Annotated in this window: 13 protein-coding genes; 6 read left to right on the forward strand and 7 right to left on the reverse strand. The window is 60.3% G+C overall.

Features of this window, described 5'->3' with window-relative positions:
- Positions 1-96 precede the first annotated feature (96 nt).
- From AC5FXY_RS06205 to AC5FXY_RS06225, 5 genes are all read right to left on the reverse strand, one after another.
- Positions 97-4560, reverse strand: a complete 4464-nt coding sequence (locus tag AC5FXY_RS06205) for a CusA/CzcA family heavy metal efflux RND transporter (protein ID WP_493555776.1) — start codon at positions 4558-4560, stop codon at positions 97-99.
- A gap of 109 nt (positions 4561-4669) precedes the next feature.
- Positions 4670-5083 (reverse strand): hypothetical protein, encoded by a 414-nt coding sequence (locus AC5FXY_RS06210; protein WP_493555777.1) that lies wholly within the window; start codon positions 5081-5083, stop codon positions 4670-4672.
- An 80-nt stretch (positions 5084-5163) separates the two neighbouring features.
- Positions 5164-6171 (reverse strand): NADP-dependent oxidoreductase, encoded by a 1008-nt coding sequence (locus tag AC5FXY_RS06215; RefSeq protein ID WP_493555778.1) that lies wholly within the window; start codon positions 6169-6171, stop codon positions 5164-5166.
- A 92-nt stretch (positions 6172-6263) separates the two neighbouring features.
- Positions 6264-6713: an organic hydroperoxide resistance protein gene (locus tag AC5FXY_RS06220; RefSeq protein WP_493555779.1), complete on the reverse strand. Its 450-nt coding sequence runs from the start codon at positions 6711-6713 to the stop codon at positions 6264-6266.
- Between the two features lie 29 nt (positions 6714-6742).
- Positions 6743-7192 carry a MarR family winged helix-turn-helix transcriptional regulator gene (locus AC5FXY_RS06225; RefSeq protein ID WP_493555780.1) on the reverse strand — a complete coding sequence of 150 codons (450 nt, stop codon included), beginning with the start codon at positions 7190-7192 and terminating at the stop codon, positions 6743-6745.
- 188 nt (positions 7193-7380) lie between these two features.
- On the opposite strand from AC5FXY_RS06225, the gene AC5FXY_RS06230 reads away from it, so the two are divergent.
- From AC5FXY_RS06230 to AC5FXY_RS06255, 6 genes are all read left to right on the forward strand, one after another.
- Complete coding sequence (locus tag AC5FXY_RS06230; RefSeq protein WP_493555781.1) at positions 7381-8724, forward strand: serine hydrolase domain-containing protein; 1344 nt, start codon at positions 7381-7383, stop codon at positions 8722-8724.
- A gap of 390 nt (positions 8725-9114) precedes the next feature.
- A complete protein-coding gene (locus AC5FXY_RS06235; RefSeq protein WP_493555782.1) occupies positions 9115-10173 on the forward strand; it encodes an MBL fold metallo-hydrolase in 1059 nt (352 codons plus the stop codon).
- 155 nt (positions 10174-10328) lie between these two features.
- Entirely contained in the window at positions 10329-10844 is a 516-nt protein-coding gene (locus AC5FXY_RS06240; RefSeq protein WP_493555783.1) for an LVIVD repeat-containing protein, read from the forward strand.
- Between the two features lie 4 nt (positions 10845-10848).
- Positions 10849-11613 carry an LVIVD repeat-containing protein gene (locus tag AC5FXY_RS06245; RefSeq protein WP_493555784.1) on the forward strand — a complete coding sequence of 255 codons (765 nt, stop codon included), beginning with the start codon at positions 10849-10851 and terminating at the stop codon, positions 11611-11613.
- Positions 11613-12299, forward strand: coding sequence for a hypothetical protein (locus tag AC5FXY_RS06250; RefSeq protein WP_493555785.1), 687 nt, complete (start codon positions 11613-11615; stop codon positions 12297-12299). The genes AC5FXY_RS06245 and AC5FXY_RS06250 overlap by 1 nt, the downstream gene beginning before the upstream one ends.
- 262 nt (positions 12300-12561) lie before the next feature.
- Positions 12562-14988 (forward strand): S9 family peptidase, encoded by a 2427-nt coding sequence (locus AC5FXY_RS06255; protein WP_493555786.1) that lies wholly within the window; start codon positions 12562-12564, stop codon positions 14986-14988.
- A 429-nt stretch (positions 14989-15417) separates the two neighbouring features.
- Here AC5FXY_RS06255 and AC5FXY_RS06260 read toward each other — a convergent pair whose 3' ends face one another.
- Together AC5FXY_RS06260 and AC5FXY_RS06265 are read right to left on the reverse strand one after the other, a co-directional pair.
- Positions 15418-18822, reverse strand: coding sequence for an efflux RND transporter permease subunit (locus tag AC5FXY_RS06260; RefSeq protein ID WP_493555787.1), 3405 nt, complete (start codon positions 18820-18822; stop codon positions 15418-15420).
- Between the two features lie 4 nt (positions 18823-18826).
- The gene (locus tag AC5FXY_RS06265) at positions 18827-20098 is read right to left on the reverse strand and encodes an efflux RND transporter periplasmic adaptor subunit (protein ID WP_493555788.1); all 1272 of its coding nucleotides are present in this window, start codon (positions 20096-20098) and stop codon (positions 18827-18829) included.
- Positions 20099-20187: the final 89 nt, after the last annotated feature.

Genomic DNA, 20187 nt, shown 5'->3' on the forward strand with positions numbered 1-20187 from the left:
AAAATTCTTGGCTATCGGGTACTGATGACTGGATTTGCTGCGGCCGCTGACTTGCAACCGTAGAGCAACGAAGCCAGAATCCGCGCTACGACGGTTCTAATCCGTGCGACCCAATAGGTACTCTAATTCCAGCACGGTTTGGTTGAAGGCTAGTACGGCGTCGAGGTAATCAGTTCGCAGCCGCTGGGCCCGTTCGGCATGCAGTAAATATTCCGCAAAGGGCATTTCGCCCGCGCGCCAGCCCTTGCTGGCCAGGCGCAGAATCAGGGCCGCCTGCGGCAAGCCCGTCTGCTGATAGAACATCATGCGCTCCTGCTGCTCCCGCAGCCGCTCCAGCAGCGAGGCTTGCGTGGCCATTACTTCTGCCATCCGGCGCCGGTACGCTTCCTGCGCGGCCAAGGCCTGCAGGCGCGCCGCCTCTTCGCGGGCTTTGTAGGGCCGCGTCCACAGCGGCACGTTTAGGCTGAGCTGGGCGGCGTGAAACCGGTCCTGCGTGCCATAAAAACGCTCCACACCTTGGTAGAACACTTGCCCGCGTAAGGTCTGGTTCAGGTACGTAAGCCCCAGCTCGGGGCGACGGCTACGCTGCAGCACTACCGTTTCGGCACGGCGTTCAGCAGCTTGTTGGGCCAGCAGGCGAGCCGTAGGGTCAGCGGCTGACGAGGTATCGAGCGCAGCGGCGAACAGAGCCGTTAGCTCCACCGGCAAAGACAAGGGATGCAGCAGGCTATCCGCTGGCGAGGGCAGCGCCGTGCCTTGCAGCAGGGCCTGCAGTTGTCGGCGAGCGGTGTGGTAATCGGTGCGGGAGCGGGCCTGCAGCAACTGCGTTTCGCCTTGCTGCACTAGCGCCGTAGCCGGCTCGATACGGGCCGCCTCACCAGTACGGAAGCGCAAATCGGCGGCCCGCCGAAACTCCCGGCTGAGGCTATCCTGCGCCCGCAGCAGCACCAAGCGGTGTCGGGCGTACACAGCCTGCTGGTATACCAACCGCACCTGCCGCCGCAGTTCAGCGCGGCGCAGCTCCAGCTCGGCTTCGGCCACGCCCACTTGCGCCACGGCCAGTCCGGTAAGCGCCCGGTACTGCCCCAGCCCCGGCAGCGGCTGCGAAAGGGCCAGCTGGTTATCGGCATACGGTGTATTGAACTGTCCGTAGCCGACTTGCAGACCGGTCCGAGGCAGTTCCCACACCGCCCCGCGCACGGCCGTGCGCGCCGACAGCTGGTAGGTAGCAGCCCGCACGTCGCCACTGCGGGCCAGGGCCGTTTGCACGGCCGCGGCCGCGGTGATAGGCGCGGTGGCGCTGACATCGGGTAAAGTTTGAGCTATGGAGCTTAGGGGGCACATCAGCCCCAACCCCACCCCTACTGCTGCCACGGTGCTTGGCTTCGGGCGGCGCCCAAACAGGTTACGCCAGAAGCCGCCTTCGGCTTCGCTCAGGTAATACAGCACTGGCAACACCAACAGCGTGAGGAGCGTGGCCGATACCAAGCCGCCGATTACCACCGTGGCCAAAGGCCGTTGTACTTCGGCGCCGGCGGTGCCGGCCAAGGCCATCGGCAGAAAGCCCAGGGAGGCCACGGTGGCCGTCATCAGCACGGGGCGCAGGCGTTCTTCGGTGCCGCGCAGCACCCGCTCACGCACATCGCGCAGGCCGGCGTCGCGCAGGTGATTGAAGGCGCTGAGCAGCACAATGCCGTTCAGCACCGCTACGCCAAACAGCGCAATGAAACCCACGCCAGCCGAGATGCTGAACGGCAGGTCTCGCAGCCACAAAGCCAGCACGCCACCCACGGCCGCCAGCGGAATAGCGGTAAAAATGAGCACTGCCTGTTTCCAGGAGCCAAACGTGATGTAGAGCAAGCCGAAAATCATCAGCAGTGCGACTGGCACCGCCACCGCCAGGCGCGAATTTGCCTGCCGCAGGTTTTCGAACTGCCCGCCGTAGGTCACGGTGTAGCCGGTGCCGAGCTTGAGGCGGTTTTGCACGAGGGCTTGCACTTCTTCCACCACGCGCTCCACGTCGCGGCCGCGCACGTTGAAGCCCACGGTGATGCGGCGCTGAGCGTTGTCGCGCTGAATTTGCCCAGGCCCAATCTGGTAATCCACCCGCGCCACCTGTTCCAGTGGCACCTGTCCGCCCTGACCGGGCAAGGGCACATTCAGGGCGCGCACCTGCTGGATATCATGACGGAACTGCTCGCCGAGGCGCACCACCAGGTCGTAGCGCCGGTCGCCCTCAAATACCTGCCCGGCCGCGGCGCCAGCGAAGGCAGCCGCGATGCTTTCGTTGAGGTCTGCAACGCTCAGGCCGTACTGCGCCAGCCGTTCACGGTCGGGCCGGACGACTATCTGGGCCAGGCCGGTGGCCTGCTCCACGTAGAGGTCGGCGGCGCCGGGCACCTCGCGGACCAACTGACCCACGCGGCGGGCGTAACCGGCGAGCTGGTCCAGGTCTTCGCCGTAAATCTTGATAACCACATCCTGCCGCGCGCCACTAATCAATTCGTTGAAGCGCATTTGAATGGGCTGTTGGAAGCCGAATGTTACGCCCGGCAAGGCCCGCAGCGTATCGGCCATTCGAGCGGCTAAGTCTTCGCGGTTGTCGGCCGAAGTCCACTCTTTTCGGTCTTTCAGCACTACTATCAGGTCACAAGCTTCCAGCGGCATCGGGTCAATAGGAATTTCCGACGAGCCGATCTTGGCTACTACCTCCTTCACCTCCGGAAACTTCTCCTTCAACAGATCGGAAGCCTGCTGAGCCTGCTGGATGGTATAATTCAGCGAGGAACCCGGCAGCACCCGCGTTTCCACGGCAAAGTCGCCTTCTTCCAACGTCGGAATGAACTCGCCGCCCAAGGTGCGCAGCAGCAGCGCCGCGCCTACCAGCAGCAGCAGCGCCGCGCCCAGCACCAGCTGCGGCACACGCAGCACCCGTGTCACGAGGCCACGGTAGCGCCGCGCCAAGCGGGCCAGCACCCGATCCGACCACCCCCCTCCGCGCACGCCTTTGCGCAGTACCAGGGCCGACATCACCGGCACGTAAGTCAGCGACAAAATGAAGGCGCCCATGATGGCAAATGCGACTGTCTGGGCCATGGGCCGAAACATCTTGCCTTCGATGCCAGTCAGGGCTAGAATGGGCAGGTAGACCATCAGAATGATAAACTGCCCGAAGGTGGCCGACTGCTGAATGCGCGAGGCAGAATCGTACACTTCCTCGTCCATCTGCGTGGGGCTGGGGTCTTCGTTGGTGAGCGGCAACTCGCCGTAGCCGTGCAGGGCACTGCGCCGTAACACCAGCCGGTGCATGGTGGCCTCCACGATAATCACGGCCCCGTCGACAATCAGCCCGAAGTCGATAGCACCCAGGCTCATCAGATTGCCTGACACCCCAAACACGTGCATCATACCGATGGCAAAGAGCATAGCCAGCGGAATCACCGAGGCCACCACGAGACCGGCGCGCAGGTTGCCGAGAAACAGCACCAGCACCAACACCACTATGAGCGCGCCCTCCGCTAGGTTTTTAGTGACGGTGCTGATGGCCTGATCCACCAGCTTGGTGCGGTCGAGGAAAGGCCGGATTTCTAGGCCAGGCGGCAAGGTCTGCTCGATGTCGGCCATCTTGGCTTTCACGGCCGCCACTACGTCGGAAGAGTTGGCGCCGCGCAGCATCAGCACGAGGCCGCCCACGGTTTCGCCGGCGTGGTTGCGGGTCATGGCTCCGAAGCGCGGTGCAGCACCGGCCCGCACCGTAGCCACGTCGCGGATGAGAATGGGCCCGCGGCCCGGCGCCGTGGGCCGCACCACGGCCCGTCCGATATCGGCTTCCGACTGCGCCAAGCCCTCGGTGCGAATAAACCAAGCCTGCGGATTGCGCACGAGGTAGCCGCCGCCGGCGTTGCCGTTGTTGCGGGCCAGCGCCTGCTGCAGGTCGGCTACGGTGAGGTTGAAGCTCCGCAACCGGGCAGGCTCCACCGCTATTTCGTACTGGCGCACGTAGCCGCCAAACGACGACACATCGGCCACGCCGGGCGTGCCCAGCAGCTGACGGCGCACTACCCAGTCCTGCAGGGTACGCAGCTCGGCCAGTGCGTATTTCTTCTCGAAGCCGGGCTTGGGCCGAATGGTGTACTGGTAGATTTCGCCCAGGCCGGTAGTGGGCGGCCCCATTTCGGGCTGGCCCAGGCCGGCCGGGATCTGCGCCTCGGCGGCCCGCAGCCGCTCCGCCACTTGCTGCCGCGCCCAGTAGTTGTCGACTGCATCACCAAACACGATGGTGACCACCGACAAGCCCGCCCGCGAAAACGAACGTACCTCCTCCCGGCCCGGGATGGTGGCCACGCTCTGCTCTACCGGGAACGTAACGAGCCGTTCCACATCGGCCGCGCTCAGCGAGGGCGACACGGTGTACACGATAACCTGGTTGTTGGTGATGTCGGGTACGGCATCGATGGGCAGATGGCGGAGGGCATAGATGCCCCACACCACCAGTGCCAACACGCCTGCTCCCACCCCCAGCTTGTGCCGGAGGCTCAGTGCAATTAGCTTATTGAACATGAATCAGTCGTCGCCAAATGGCGACCTTCATGAAGGCTGGCCGTCACTGCAACGGACCGCCTCGTGCTGCTCCGAGCACGCGCCGTACCGTTCAGGCCAGGCCGCCAGCCTACGCCCAGCTTGCCTCTGAGGCTGCCGCGGCGCGTGGGGGCTGAAAGCAGATACGCGAAATGCCGCGTGGCGCCGAAGCCACGTACTCGCCGCCGTATTGCTGGGCCTCTGGAAACTCCAGCGGCTCGGGCAAGGCATTTACCAGGCGCAGTATAGGTGGCAGTGCCAGTGCCGGAGCTTGGTGCAGGCAGCAGTGCAGCGGCAAGGTTTCGTGGTCTTGCGGCCGCTGCTGATTATGCAGGCCGGCGTAGTGGTCGTAGAGGAAGCCCAACACGGAGCTGCCACGGTGCTGCAACTGATAGTGCTGCACCAACTGCGGTAGCTTCAGCAGCTCCAGGGCATTGCCTGCCGGCATCAGCCCCACCGCAAACAAGTGCAGGCTCAACAGCGCTATGGCCAACCGCTTCGTCATCGTGGGTGCAAAGATACAAGGCCTGGTCACTATCAGCACAGGCCAGTGTGCCAACCAAGGTACTGCCGAGGCCGGCTAACCTAAGCCATGTCTGATACTTTCACGATAGCCTTGCCCGTGTTTTCGCCGCTGAACAAGCCCAGAAAGGCCTCGGGAATCTGCTCAAAGCCTACCGTAACGGTTTCCTCGAACTGGAGTTTGTCTTGCTGGTACCACTCCGTCAGGGCTTGCACGCCCTCTGGCCAGCGTGGCAGGTAGTCGCTCACGATGAACCCCTTAAGCAAGGCGCTGCTTTGCAACAGTTTCACCTCGGGGCGCGGCCCGGTAGGTACCTCGGTGGCGTTGTACGACGAAATCTGTCCGCAGAGAGCAATGCGGGCGTGCTTGTTGAGCAGACCGTATACCGCATCGGTGATGGCGCCGCCTACATTGTCGAAGTAGCAGTCGACACCGCCAGGGCAGGCCTGAGCCAACGCTTGTGCTACATCAGCGGTTTTATAATTGATTGCTTCGTCGAAACCCAGCTCTTCTTTCAGGTAAGCAACTTTTTCATCGGAGCCGGCAGTGCCTATCACGCGGGCGCCGTGAATTTTGGCCAGCTGCCCCACCACGGTGCCCACGGCCCCGGCTGCCCCCGACACCACCACGGTTTCGCCCATTTGAGGCCGGCAAATATCGAGTAGGCCGAAGTAAGCCGTAAGCCCCGGCATACCCAGCAGGCCTAGGTAGTAACTGATGGGGGCAGCATCGGTGGGCACCGGCTGCAGGCCTTTGCCGTTGGAAAGCTGGTACTCGCTCCAAGCCAGATTGCCCACTACCACCGTTCCCACTGGCAGATGCGGCAACTCGCTTTCCACCACCTGGGCCACCACGCCACCGTTGATCGGCTCTCCCACCACGAAAGGTGGCACGTAGGACTTGCCCGCATTCATGCGGCCGCGCATGTACGGGTCGACCGATACGTAGAGCGTTTTGAGCAGCGCCTGGCCGGCGCCGGGCGAGGGCACCGCCTGCTCTTCGAAGCGAAACACATCGGGAGTGGGCGTGCCTGTGGGCCGGTGGGCTAGTACGATGGTGCGGTTGGTCATGGCTACTAAGGTGGTTCGAGCGGCAACGCCGTCAGCAAAAACAATGGCGACCTGCTCCGCCAAGAGCAGGTCGCCATGCTATAACTCCATTGTTAGGCTACGGGTTGGGCCGCGTTGGTCGTGGTGTACAGGTTCACCTCGATGTTGCCGCGGGTAGCGCGTGAGTACGGGCAAATCTGGTGCGCGGCGGCTACGAGCTCTTCGGCTTGCTGCTGTTCCACGCCGGGCAGGTTTACGTGCAGATCAGCGGCAATACCAAAGCCCCCGTCCTCGGCCTTGCCGAAATGCACGAAGCTCTCGATAGTCACATCTTTCAGGGCTACTTTGGCCTGACGGGCGGCTACCCCCAAGGCTCCTTCAAAGCAGGCCGCGTAACCAGCCGCAAAGAGTTGTTCGGGGTTGGTAGCGCCGTCTTTACCCATGCCGCCCATAGCCTTGGGCGTGCTTAGCTCCAGATTCAAGGCTTGGTCGTTGCTAGTCACTTGGCCGTTGCGGCCGCCTTTTACGTGGGCTTGCGCCGTGTACACTTTCTCGATTTTCATCGGACGTAAAAAATGATGCTTTCCTGTCGTTAAGAAAGCTGGGTTAGCAGTTGATTAAGAGTGTTGCGCAGCTGACTGAATTCCTCGGGGCTGAGCTGCAGCTTGGCTAGTAGCGCTTCCGGAATGCACTGGGCACGTTGCTGCATCGCATTGCCAGCGGGCAGCAGCGTGATAAGCACTGAGCGTTCATCGCGCGAATCGCGGCGGCGGCTGAGCAACTGGCGCTGCTCCATGCGCTTGAGCAGCGGCGTGAGTGTGCCCGAATCGAGCAGCAGCTTATCGCCCAGCTCTTTTACCGATAACACCTGGTGCTCCCACAGCAGAAGCATCACCAAGTACTGCGGGTAGGTCAGTTCCAGTTCCTGCAGCAGGGGCTGGTAGGCTTTGGTGAACAGCCGCGACACCGCGTAAAGCGGGAAACACAGCTGATTGTTCAGCTTCAGCAGTTCGTTGGGGGCAGGTGTAGCCAACTTACTCATGAGGCTTGCAGCGTGATTCGATGCACAACATTACATTGCACACAATTAAATTGCAAGCAACCTTTTATTCCGATCGATAATAACTTGCAAGCAGCACCTGCTGGATAGGTACCTTCAAATTCCAATAACCATTAAACCCTCTTAATCAGCTTGGATCAAAGGCTTTATATTAGCCCCTTACTATGTACATGCGCCTACTTCCGGGACTACTGATTCTGCTGCTTCTTTTGTCGACTGCTTCGGCGTCGGCTCAGAACCCACTCTATTTCCCACCTACCAACGGGACTACCTGGGCTACTACTTCGCCTCAAAGTCTGGGCTGGTGCCAGACGCAGCTAGATACGCTGCTGAATTACTTGGGCAGCAAGCGTACCAAGTCGTTTATCATCCTGAAAGATGGCCGGATGGTGGTGGAGCAGTACTACGGCAGTTTCACTCGCGACTCGCTTTGGTACTGGGCCTCGGCGGGTAAGTCGCTGGCTGCTACGCTTACTGGCATTGCGCAGCAAGAAGGACTGCTGAGTATCAACGACAGCGTGTCGCGCTTTCTGGGCCGGGGCTGGACGGTGGCTCCACCGCACAAAGAGCGGCTGATTACAATTCGTCATCAGCTTGGCATGACCACGGGGCTAAATGACAACCTGCCGCCCACGCCCCAAGTCCCAGACCCCGACAACTGCCTGCAGCCCGCCTGCCTGCAATACCAGACCGATGCGGGCACCCGTTGGGCTTATCACAACGCGCCTTATCGGTTGGTACAAGACGTAGTGGCCCGCGCCAGCAACCAGACTTTTCAGCAGTTCACCCAGTCACGCCTTGGCACTCCTATCGGCATGGGCGGACGGTGGTTCAACCACGTTTACTACAGCCGCGCCCGCGACATGGCCCGCTTTGGCCTGCTCATTCTGAACCGCGGCACCTGGAATCAGACCGCCGTGCTGCGCGACACCGCCTTTTTCCGCCAGATGACCACGCCGTCGCAGTCCTTGAACCGCAGCTACGGCTACCTGTGGTGGCTAAACGGCCAACCGTCGCATATGCTGCCGGGGCCACAGCAAACTGTATTCAACGGTGCGCTGGTACCTGCGGCCCCGCGCGACATGATTGCAGCACTGGGCAAAAACGACCAGAAAATCTACGTGGTACCCAGTTTAGGCTTAGTGGTGGTGCGCCAAGGTGAATCAGCGGGAGCTTCCTTGCTGGCGGTGTCATCCTTTGACAACGCTCTTTGGACCCGGCTGATGGCTACGCTCAACTGCCGCCCAACTGCTACCACCACTCCTACCCAATTGCCAATCCATGTGTACCCCATTCCCGCTAGCGGTGCCAGCCTCACAGTAGAGCTACCAGCTGCATCCAGCGCCACCACCCTACGCCTCACCGATGCCGTTGGGCGGCCTGTCGGTACGGTGGCCGCTCAGCCGGTGTCCGTGCTGCCACTGGGCTCCCTGCCAGCAGGAGTGTACTTCCTGCAGGTGCTGGATGCCAACAGCCGCGTGCTGGCGACCCAAAAAGTCATTCGCCAACCTTAAGGCTGGGGTTGGCCTGCATAATTCGTCCAATGCTCACGGAAATAGTATATCCGTGCTAGCCACATTTTGCCACCCACAAAAACCCGTACCGGCACGGATTGCGCCAGGGTAGGCCCATGCGCTTACTTTGCTTTCGCAATCACCCCTTAGCTCTGCTCACTAAACAGACTTTATTCCTTCAGCACCCAAATTATATTGCCCGGCCGGGTGCTGCTGGAACTCTACACGTGGTGAATCACGGTGCTTTATAGGCCCCTCCGCTATAACGGAGGGGTTTTTTAGTTTTATTTAATTCCTTCTTACTGTCAACTTGCTGCTAAGCTGGCTCACCGGCCAAACCTTTCGAGGCGCCGCCCGGTAGTTCTGTACCCACTCAGTATTCCGTTCCTGATGCGCATCTTACGCCAGTTCTGGCTGCCCGCAGTAGCCCTGCTGTTGACCTTGGTTGCCGGAGCCGTCATTGTTGGCTGCTCGCTTTCGGCCCCCCGCTACAAGGGGCCCGCCTCAGCCCACTTTGATGGCAAGGAATTTCAAAACCAAGGCGAGGTAGAGCAGCACGGCTTCAGCGGGCTGATGAAATGGGTGTTCAACCGCGACAAAGACCCGTGGCCAAAACAGCCCGACGCTTACGTGGGACCACCGCCCCCGGCGCAGGTGCCCAATGGCCAGGTACGGTTGACTTTCGTAGGACATGGCACCTTCCTGCTGCAGGTAGATGGGCTGAACATTCTCACTGACCCCATTTGGAGCGAGCGGTGCAGCCCTTTTAGCTGGATAGGCCCAAAGCGGCTGCGGCCGCCCGGATTACGCTTTGAAGACTTGCCCAAAATCGACGCTGTCGTCATCAGCCACAATCACTACGACCACCTCGACCTGGAAACCCTGCGGCGCCTGGCAATGCGCGACAAGCCACGGATTCTGGTACCGCTGGGCGTGAAAAAGCTGCTCGATAAGGAAGGCATTCCCAATGGCACCGATCTGGACTGGTGGCAACAGCAGTCATTGCCTAACGGCGTGGAGGCGGTGTGTGTACCCGCGCAGCACTTTTCCGGCCGCGGCCTCTCCGACCGCAACGCTACGCTTTGGGCCGGCTGGGTGCTGCGCACCCGCGCCGGCAACCTATACTACGCCGGCGACACGGGCTACGGCCCTTTCTTTCAGGAAATAGGCCAGCGCCAAGGGCCTATAGCATTGGCCATATTGCCCATCGGGGCTTACAAGCCGCAGTGGTTTATGGGGCCGATTCACATTTCGCCCGAGCAAGCCGTACAGGCCCACCGTGCCCTACAAGCTCGCCGTAGCATCGCCACGCATTTCGGCACTTTCCAGATGGCCGACGACGGCCTCACCGAACCGGTTACGGGCCTGCGGCAAGCCATAAAGGATCAGCAAGTACCTGATAGCGCCTTCCAGGTATTGCGAGAAGGCGTGGGTTGGGTAATGCCCTAATTCTAAGCTTCGCTTTCAGTTAGGTAGCGCTGCTAGTCACTGCGCTATTTTTGTGGGGGCGTGTGGTACCCGCTTGCAACCTTCTTTAAAAGCCTTGACTCCTGCTTAAGCCCATGGCTTGTGCTGGTGGGCCCTGGCCTTTTCTTTTAACGTATATGCGCAAACTCTACGCTTTGCTGGCATCGGTGAGCCTGCTGCTGAGCTTATCGGGTTGCTTCTTCAACATCGACGAGCGGCCCGTGCTTCCTCCGTACCGGCCCCTGCTCATGTCGCGCGCCGTGCTGGAACAGTCGGTGGCGCTGGTACCTGCCCGCGACTTACACAACACCGGCAAAATTTACCTCAAGGGCCGCTACGTTTACATCAACGAGCGGTACGAGGGCATTCACATCATCGACAATCAGAATCCCGCGCAGCCCCAAAATGTGGGCTTCCTGCGCATTCCGGGCAGCCTGGACATAGCCATGCGCGGCAACCTGCTCTACGCCGATAACGCCGTGGATCTGGTAACGCTGGACCTCTCCGATCTGAGCAACGTGCAGGTGCTGAGCCGCGTGCGCAATGCCTTCCCTGAGCTTACCCCACCCGAGCCGGCCAGCATCGAGCCCGGGTACCGCGCCGAAAACCGGCCCGCCGATGCAATTGTGGTAGGATGGCAAAAAGTAAACTAGCACCATGAAGCTCCGTTCTTTTCTTCGCTTCTGTTGCGCCGGTGGCTTTGCAGCAGCTACTTTGCTCAGCTTCAGTGGCTGTGATACCCAATCCGATGCGGCGCCCTATTCCGGCGATACAGGCAAGGCCGGCTCCATGGCCCGCTTCGCGGTGATGAACAACACGCTCTACACCGTCGACGACCAGAGCCTGCGCGTGTTTGACCTTAGCTCGCCGGCTACGCCCACCGAAGTGGCCCGACGCCCTCTGGGCATCGGCATCGAGACTATTTTTCCTAAGGACAACTACCTGTTTATCGGCACGCAGCGGGGCATGTACATCTTCGATGCCCGCAACCCGCAGAACCCGCAGCAATTAGCTTATTATGAGCACGTGGTGAGCTGCGACCCGGTGGTAGTACAGGGTCGTTATGCCTACCTCACGCTACGCCAGGGCCGCGCCTGCGGCGGCGGCGTTAATCAGCTGCAAGTCATCGACCTGAGCAACCTGCAGCAGCCGCGCCTGGCCCAAAGCTACCCCATGGTGCGCCCCTTCGGACTGGGCGTCGATACCACGTCCCTGTTTGTGTGTGATGACGGGCTGAAGGTGTTCGACATTCGCCAGACGCCAATGTTGACGCAACGGGAGCACCACCGCATAGAGGCGTACGATGTAATTCCCGACCGCGGACGCTTGTTTGTGATTGGCAGCGAAGGATTGTATCAGTATCAATACGCCAACAATTCGCTGACGCAGCTTAGCTTGCTGCGCATTACGCCCCGCCCCTGATGCTTTCTACCGCTGCCCTCTTCCCCCGCCTGCGCAGCCTGCAGGTACTGGCCCTGCTGGCGCTGGCCACGGGCAGCTACGCTCAGCAGCCCGCTCGCGGCGTAGCCACGTCGGTGAAGCTGAACATGTTTCAGCCCCTGGTGCGCAGCTACCAGCTGGAGGTGGAGAAATCGTGGCGGGCCCACCCGCGCCACAGCTTTGGCGTGGTGCCGCAGTTTTACCGTGGTTCAGTTACCGAGCTAAGCACCGATAATGAGGTACAGCCCAACGAGCGAGTGGACGGCTATGGCCTAGAACTGCTGCACCGCATTTACCTGACGCCCATGGAACAAGGCCCGATGACGGGCTTTTACATCGGCTACGGCCCTCACTATCAGCGTCTGAAAATGCGCTTTGAAGCTGATGGCTGGCAGGAGCTACTGGCCAACGACGGGCTGAAGTATTATCAGTACGGACCTATTCCGTACACCGAGACCATTAAACGTTACGGTGCGTCGGTGCTGGCCGGCTACCAAGGGCCTCTGAACCTGGGGCCGGTTTTCATGGATTTTTACTTTGGAATAGGTCTGCGCGGTAGCTCCACCCGCTCGGCCCTGCCCACAAGCCGTTACCGCACTTCCATGTTTGACTATGCCCATCAGGGGCTGTTTGTTCCGGCCGGATTTAAAATAGGCATTGCTTTTTAGTCTACTTTTTGCACTTAATTAATAATTATATTTATCGTATATACCGCTTCGCTTTGGGTTGAACCTGCTGAAATAATAGCCCTGTATCTGGTCCAAAACCATACTCTTCCGGCTTATCAGGATTTTTACGTCATCCGCCTAGGGTCCTTCTACTTGTTTAAGCAGTTATTAGCCACTTGATTGAATCAATCTGCTTGCCATAACTGTGCTTTGCAGTAGTATCTTTGTAGTTGCTGTGCTGGGTTGCACCTCACCTTACTACATGAAACATCTGTTACTCGCAGGTTTTTTGAGCTTTGCCACGCTTGCGCAGGCTCAGAACGTTGCATACCAAACCCCACCCAAAGCCATTGCCGACCTGGTTGAGGCTCCGCTGACGCCGCGCATCAGCCTCTCGTCGGATGGCAAGTGGATGGCCATGCTGGCCGTGCAGGATATGCCATCGGTAGCCGATTTATCGCAGCCGGAACTTCGCCTGGCTGGTATGCGCATTAATCCGCGTACCAACGGACCAAGCCGCGTGAGCTTTTCCACCGGTCTGATGCTGCGCCGCCTCGATGACGGCAAGGACATGGCCGTACTGAACATGCCCACGCAGGCGCGCATCACCGATGTGTCTTGGTCGCCCGACAACAGCAAACTGGCTTTCTGCCACACCACGGGCAACGCTGCCGAAGGCCGCATTGAACTGTGGGTAGTCGATATTAACTCCTACACCGCACGTCGCGTCCCCGGAGTTACCCTCAATGCCACCTTTGGCATGCCCTACGAGTGGGTTTCTGACAATCAGACCCTTATTGTGCGCGCACTGGTGGCTGGCCGCGGTGCCGCCCCGAGCCCCAACGCAGCCCCTACGGGCCCTGCAGTGCAGGAAAACGCAGGCAAGAAAGCCGGTGCCCGCACCTACCAGGATTTGCTGAAGAACCCCAACGATGAGCGCCTATTTGAGCACTACGCTACCTCGCAGATGGTGCGCGTAACGCTCGATGGCAAGCTGCAACCCATCAGCCAGCCGGGCATTATTCAGTCGGCTGTGCCCTCGCCCAACGGCAAGTACATCTTGGTGAAGACGCGCCATCAGCCCTTCTCCTACACCCTGCCGGTCAATGGGTTTCCCATGAAGGTGGATGTGTACGATCTGGCAACCGGCGACCTGGTAAAAACGCTGGCCGACCTGCCTCTGGCCGACAACGTACCCACCGCTTTTGATGCTGTACCTACCGGGCAGCGTAGCCACGGCTGGCGCGGCGATGCTCCGGCTACGGTACACTGGGTGGAAGCCCAAGACGGTGGTGACCCCAAAACCGAAGCCGCTATTCGCGACAAAGTATTCACCCTGACGGCTCCCTTCGCCGGCACACCCGAAGAATTTGCAGCCCTGCCGCTGCGCTACGACGGCATAACCTGGGGCAACAACTCGGTGGCCTTGGTATACGGTGGCCGCTGGGCCGACCGTAAGGAAATTACTTGGCGCGTGACGCCGGGCGCGCTGCCTTCGCTGTCGGTGCTGTTTGAGCGTTCGTCGCAGGATAAATACAATAACCCCGGCACCGCATACACCAAGCGCAATGCGCAGGGCCAACAGGTGCTGCTGACCGACGCAGCCAACAAGACCCTCTACTTCCTGGGTGCCGGCGCCTCGCCTGAAGGCGACCGTCCGTTCGTAGACGAGTTGGACCTGACGACCAAAAAGGCGACCCGCTGGTGGCGCTCGGAGGCTCCTTACTACGAGGTACCCCTAGCCATTCTGGATGCCGATAAGCGTCGCTTGCTCACCCGCCGCGAGGCCGTGGACCAAGCGCCCAACTACTACGTACGTGACCGGAGCGGCAAGCTGACGGCCATTACCAAATTCCCAAACCCATACGCGGCTTTCGGGGGCTCATTCAAGAAGCAGGTACTGCGTTACAAGCGCGCCGATGGTGTGGACCTGACCGCCAACCTTTATCTGCCGCCCAACTACAAGACCAGTGATGGACCGCTGCCCACGTTACTGGAAGCCTACCCCGTAGAGTTCAAGGACAAGAGCAACGCTAGCCAGGTGTCCGGCTCGCCGTACACGTTCACGCGCGTTGGCTACGGCTCACCCATTTTCTGGGTGACGCAGGGTTACGCCGTGCTGCAAGGCACCAGTATTCCGATAGTGGGCGAAGGCAAAAAGGAGCCGAACGACACTTACACCGAGCAATTGGTGAGCAGTGCCAAGGCGGCCATTGACGAGGGCAAGCGCCTGGGCGTGGTCGACCCGAACCGCGTAGGGGTAATGGGCCACTCGTACGGCGCCTTCATGACGGCCAACCTGCTGGCGCACTCCAACCTATTCAAAGCGGGCATTGCACGCAGCGGCGCTTACAACCGCACCCTCACGCCTTTTGGCTTCCAAGGTGAGGAGCGCACCTTCTGGCAAGCGCCCGAGGTGTACAATGCCATGTCGCCGTTTAACTACGCCGATAAAATCAAGACGCCGATTCTGCTGATCCACGGTGAGTTGGATAACAACTCCGGTACCTTCCCTATCCAGTCGGAGCGCTTCTACCAGGCTCTGAAAGGCCATGGCGGTACCACGCGCTACGTAGTGCTACCCGGCGAATCGCACGGCTACGCGGCCCGCGAAAACATCATGCACATGCTGTGGGAGATGAACGCGTGGCTCGACAAATATGTGAAGAACCCACAAGCAGCGAACTAATCATTTGCTGCCGCAACAAAAAGCCCCAAGCCTTCCGGCTTGGGGCTTTTTGTTGCGGGTCAGGTGCTAATCTCTTGTCATGCATATTATACCCTGCTGTCAATCAACACTTACTGCAATTGCTATAGGCTGATAGACGTTCAGGTTGGTGTGCATTCAAGATGGTGGCTTTGCTTGGATAGACAATATGTTAGCCGAGCATTCAGCATTAACCAATAAGAATCAACACAGCCGCCCTTCCTACTCATCTCCTCGCTGGGCACTAATGACAGCTTGGTTTTTCAAGACCTTTTCGGTTAATAGCGGGACAGCATCGGCTGCTTTTTCATGCACTAATTGGAAGCCCTAACCCCACCTCAGCCGACGGGGGTTGGGACTTCCAGTTGGTGCGGTGCTGATAACTGTGTTCTTTGACCATACAGCCCAATGTTATTCTGGCCTCTGGTCGGGTGGGTCAACGCCGCGCTCCGTTCTGCCATCAAGCCGCTTCTGCTCATTATTGGGTAACTCCTGGGGCGAATCGGCGTTAGGAACATTGATGGGCTGGTCATCGGGCTGACTGGCTATGTCGGTATCCCCCCCCTTGCTTTCCTCCCGTTCCCACCCTTCCTTTTCCATTTCTTCGAGGCGCTTCTTGCCGTAGGCGGCGCGGGTGATGAGTACGTAACACACGGCTACCACGAAGGTGGCGACGGTCACGGCCAGAATTAATCCGCCAAATACCGTCCAGCCGATGGTACGGCGGCTCTGGGCACCGGCGCCGGTAGCAATGATCAACGGAATCATGCCCAGCACGGCCGACATGGTGGTCATCACGATGGGGCGGAAACGCAGGCGCACCGCTTCGAGGGTGGCTTCCTGGAGCGGCGTGCCGGCGTGGAGGCGCTCCTTGGCGTATTCGACCACCAAAATGGCGTTTTTGCCAACCAGGCCCACCAGCGTTACCAAGCCGATCTGGGCGTACACGTTGTTGGTCAGCTTGGGTAAGAGGCTCAAGGTAGCAATGGCCCCGAGGGCCCCGATGGGTACCGAAACCAGCACCGCAAACGGCACCGACCAACTCTCGTAAAGCGCTGCCAGCACCAGGAACACAAACACTAACGACAGGCCAAAAATGTAAAGCGACTGGTTGCCAGCCAGCTGCTCTTCGCGGCTCAGGCCCGAAAACTCGTAGCCGTAGCCGGGTGGCAGGGCCTCGGCGGCTACTTCTTCCAGCGCCTTGATGGCGTCGCCGGTGCTGTAGCCTTCGCCGGGGTCACCGTTGATATCGGCCGAGCGGAACAGGTTGTAGTGCGAGATGAGCGGGGCCGAGGCCGTGCGCCGGTAGCTGGTGAGCGTGCTCAGCGGCACCATGCCGCCGTTTTGGTTGCGCACGTAGTACTGATCGAGGTTCTGAATGTCGCCCCGGTAGCTGGTATCCGCCTGAGCTACCACGCGGAAAGTGCGGCCGTAGAGCGTGAAGTCGTTGACGTAGGCCGAGCCGAGGTAGGTCTGCAGAGCTTGGCCAACATCGGATATCTGCACGCCGAGCTTCTTGCACTTTTCACGGTCTATTTCCAGCTGGTAACCGGGCGTATTGGCCGTGAAAAAAGAAAAGCCCTTAGCTATTTCGGGCCGCTGCCGAATGGCGCCCAGAAAGCCTTGCAGCGTGCGGTCGAAGCGCTGAATGTCGGTTTGAGCTTCCCGCTCCTGCAGCACAAAGGAAAAGCCCGAGGTATTGCCGAGGCCCGGAATGGGCGGCGGCGGAATCACCACCACGCGCGCTTCTTTGAAGCGTCCCAGGCGCCGCTGGAGCGTATCCACCAGTGCCTCGGCGCGCATTTCGTCGCCGTCGCGCTCTTTCCAGGGCTTGAGCTGACAAAAGATGGTACCGGCGTTTGATTTCGAGGAAAAGTTAATGGCATTCAGCCCCGCCAAGCCGGAGAAATGATTGATGCCGGGCGTGCGCTGCAGCTCCTGCATCATGCCTTGCAGCACGCTCACGGTGCGGGCCGTAGAAGCGGCTTCGGGCAAAGTGAAGGTGATGATGAGGCGGCCTTCGTCTTCGGTCGGCACAAAGCCGGAAGGCTTGGCGCGGTACAACAGCACGGTACCCACCAGCACCGCTACCACCCCTACCACTATCCAGCGCGGGTAATTCAGGCCACGTTCCACGCCGTTGGCGTAGCGGTCGGTGAGACGGGCAAACCAGTGGTTGAACTTGTCGAAAAAGCGCTGCAGCCAGCTTTTCTTGTCTTCGGGCTCGTCTGGCTCCGCCTGCTCGCCTGTGCTCTGCTGCTTCGCCTCAGCTTGCTCCGTGCTTTCGTTATCGGCTTCGGCAGGCCTTTTCCGCGGCTTTAGCATGAGCGCGCACAGCGCCGGCGTAAACGATAACGCCGAGAACGTGGAGATGATAACGGCCACCGTGATGGTGAGGGCAAACTGTTGGTAGAGCCGTCCGGTGATACCGGAAATGAAGCCCACCGGCACGAACACCGCAATCAGAATGATGGTGGTGGTGACGACGGGCGTCGAAATGTCGCGCATGGCTGCCAGCGTGGCCTCGGTAGGGCTCATGCCCTTCTCGTCGAGGTTCAGCTGCACGGCTTCCACCACCACAATGGCGTCGTCGATAACAATGCCGATGGCCAGCACCAGCCCAAACAGCGTGAGCGTATTGATGGTGAAGCCCAGCGGTACGAAGGCCATAAACGGTCCGATTACGGCTACCGGAATGACCAGCGTAGGAATGAGCGTGGCGCGCCAGTTTTGCAGAAACAGAAACACTACAACTACCACCAGCACCAGCACTTCCAGCATGGTTTTGAACACCTCCCGGATGGACACTTTCACCACCGAAGCGGCCTCGAAAGGAATGATGTAGTCGAGGTCGGCGGGAAACTGTTTTTTAAGCTGTTCCATGGTTTCCCGCACGTTCTCGAAGGTTTCGAGGGCGTTGGAACCGGGAGCTTGGTAGATGAGCAGGTAGGCGGCGCGCTTGCCGTCCACGAAGCTTTGGTTGGCGTAGTTGTATTTGCCCAGCTCCACGCGAGCTACGTCCTTGAGGTAGAGCACGGCACCGGTTTCGGGCTGGGTGCGGATGATGACGTTGCCGAACTCTGCCGGCGTTACCAGCCGGCCGCGCACAAATACGGTGTACTCGAAGCTCTGGCCTTTCTGCAAGGGCGCCCCGCCGATGGAACCGGCCGCAATCTGGGCATTCTGCTCGCGCAAGGCGGCCAGCACCTCGTTGGCCGTCACGCCTAGCAGGGCCAGCTTATCGGGCTGCAGCCAGATGCGCATGGAAAAGTCATCGGCGCGGGCGTTAATGTCGCCTACCCCTTTGGTCCGCAGCAGCGCGTCCTTGATGTAGATGTTGGTGTAGTTATCGAGGAAGGTGACGTCGTGGGTGCCTTTGGGGGCGTACAGGGCCACCAGCATCAGGATGCTGGGGTTGCGCTTGCGCACCGTGAGCCCCAGGCGCTGCACTTCTTCCGGCAGGCGCGGCAGGGCAATGCCCACGCGGTTTTGCACGTCGAGAGCGGCCACGTTGATGTCGGTGCCGACTTCGAAGTTCACCGACATGCTCATCTGCCCGTTGTTGGCGCTGCTGCTGGTGAGGTAGGTCATGCCAGGCGTGCCATTCACCTGCACTTCCACCGGCGTGGTCACGGTTTGCTCCACGGTTTGGGCATCGGCCCCCACGTAGTTGCCGGTGATGGACACGGTAGGCGGCGTGATGTCGGGGTACTGCGTAACGGGCAGGCTCAGGATGGATAGCGCGCCCAGCAGCAAAATCACCACCGAGCAAACGATGGCCGTAACTGGCCGGCGAATAAAGGTTTCGGCTATCATTTGGCTAGCTCTTGGCGATGGGCGGTGAGCTAGTAGCGCCAGCCGGCCAGAGGCCAACCAACAAGCGGCCAGCCGGGCGGCTGTGGCGGCTGGCTTTGCCCCCATCGTTGCCACTCTTCTTGGCTTTTTCTTTGCCGTCTTGGCCGCCGGGCTTGCCTCCTGGACCTCCGCTTTGGCTGGGCTTGCCCAGCGTGACCACAGCACTGTCGCGCAGCTGCTGCACGCCTTCCGTCACGATCTTTTCCCCTTCCTTCAGGCCTTTCATTATCACGATGTCATCGCGCAGGCGCGGGCCTAGCTCCACCTTGCGCTGCAGGGCCACCGTATCGCGCACCACAAACACGAAACTCTCGCCCATCTGATCCAGAATGGCCTTGTGCGGCACCACCACCTGCACGCCCGATTGCTGATTGAGCACGCGCAGCACCAGGCTCATTCCATCGGTGAGTAGACGCTCCGGATTATCGAATTGCAGGCGTACCTGAATGGTACCGGTTTGGTTGTTGATGCCTCTATCAATGGCCAGAATGCGGCCGCTTGGGGCGTAAGGCTTGCCGCCGGGCAGCAGTAACCGGAAGGTAGAATCGTTGGCGCCGCCGCGCTGCTGCAGTTGCTGAAAGCGGGCCAGTTCCTGCTCGTTCACCACGAAATCGACCCCAATTGGGTTTTCGCTCGACAGCGTATTCAGCAGCGTGGTGCCGGGGCTTACCTGCGCCCCCAGGCGCACCTGCGAAATGCCGATGCGCCCCGTAAACGGCGCGTTAATGAGCGAGTAATCCAGATCGGTGCGGGCCGTGGCGACGCCGGCGCGGGCCACTTCCACCCGGGCGCGGGCGGCCGCTTGCCCCGTCACGGCGTTGTCGAGTATCTGGCGCGCAATAGCGTCTTGCTCGGCCAGGCGCTGGTAGCGGCCGAGGTTAACGTTGGCGTTTTGCAGCTCGGCCTGGGCGCTTTGCAGGTTGGCCTGGGCCTGCTGCAGCGCCGCCTGGTATTTACGCCGGTCAATTTCGTAGAGTGGCTTGCCCTTGGGCACCACTTCGCCTTCCTTGAAGAAAATATTGGTAATGAAGCCCGGAACCTGGCTGCGCAGCTCCACGCTGTTCAGGGCCACCACGGTGGCGGGAAACTCGTCGTAATACACCGCCTCGGTGCGCTTGGCTACGGTCAGGTTCACGGGCGTGGGGCCGGCTTGCTGTGCGCTCTGGCCTTTTTCTTCTTTATTGCCGCAGGAACTGAAGGCAAGCTGCAGCGCCACGATGCCCACGCCTCCTATCATCCTAAGAGCAGCGCAGCACCTTGCCACTACCGTCTGGCACCGTCTTGGCGGCTCGTATCGGCGTGACGAGGCTCTTCGGCTGGGCCCCA

It is taken from the genome of Hymenobacter sp. FMD4 (assembly GCF_058932745.1).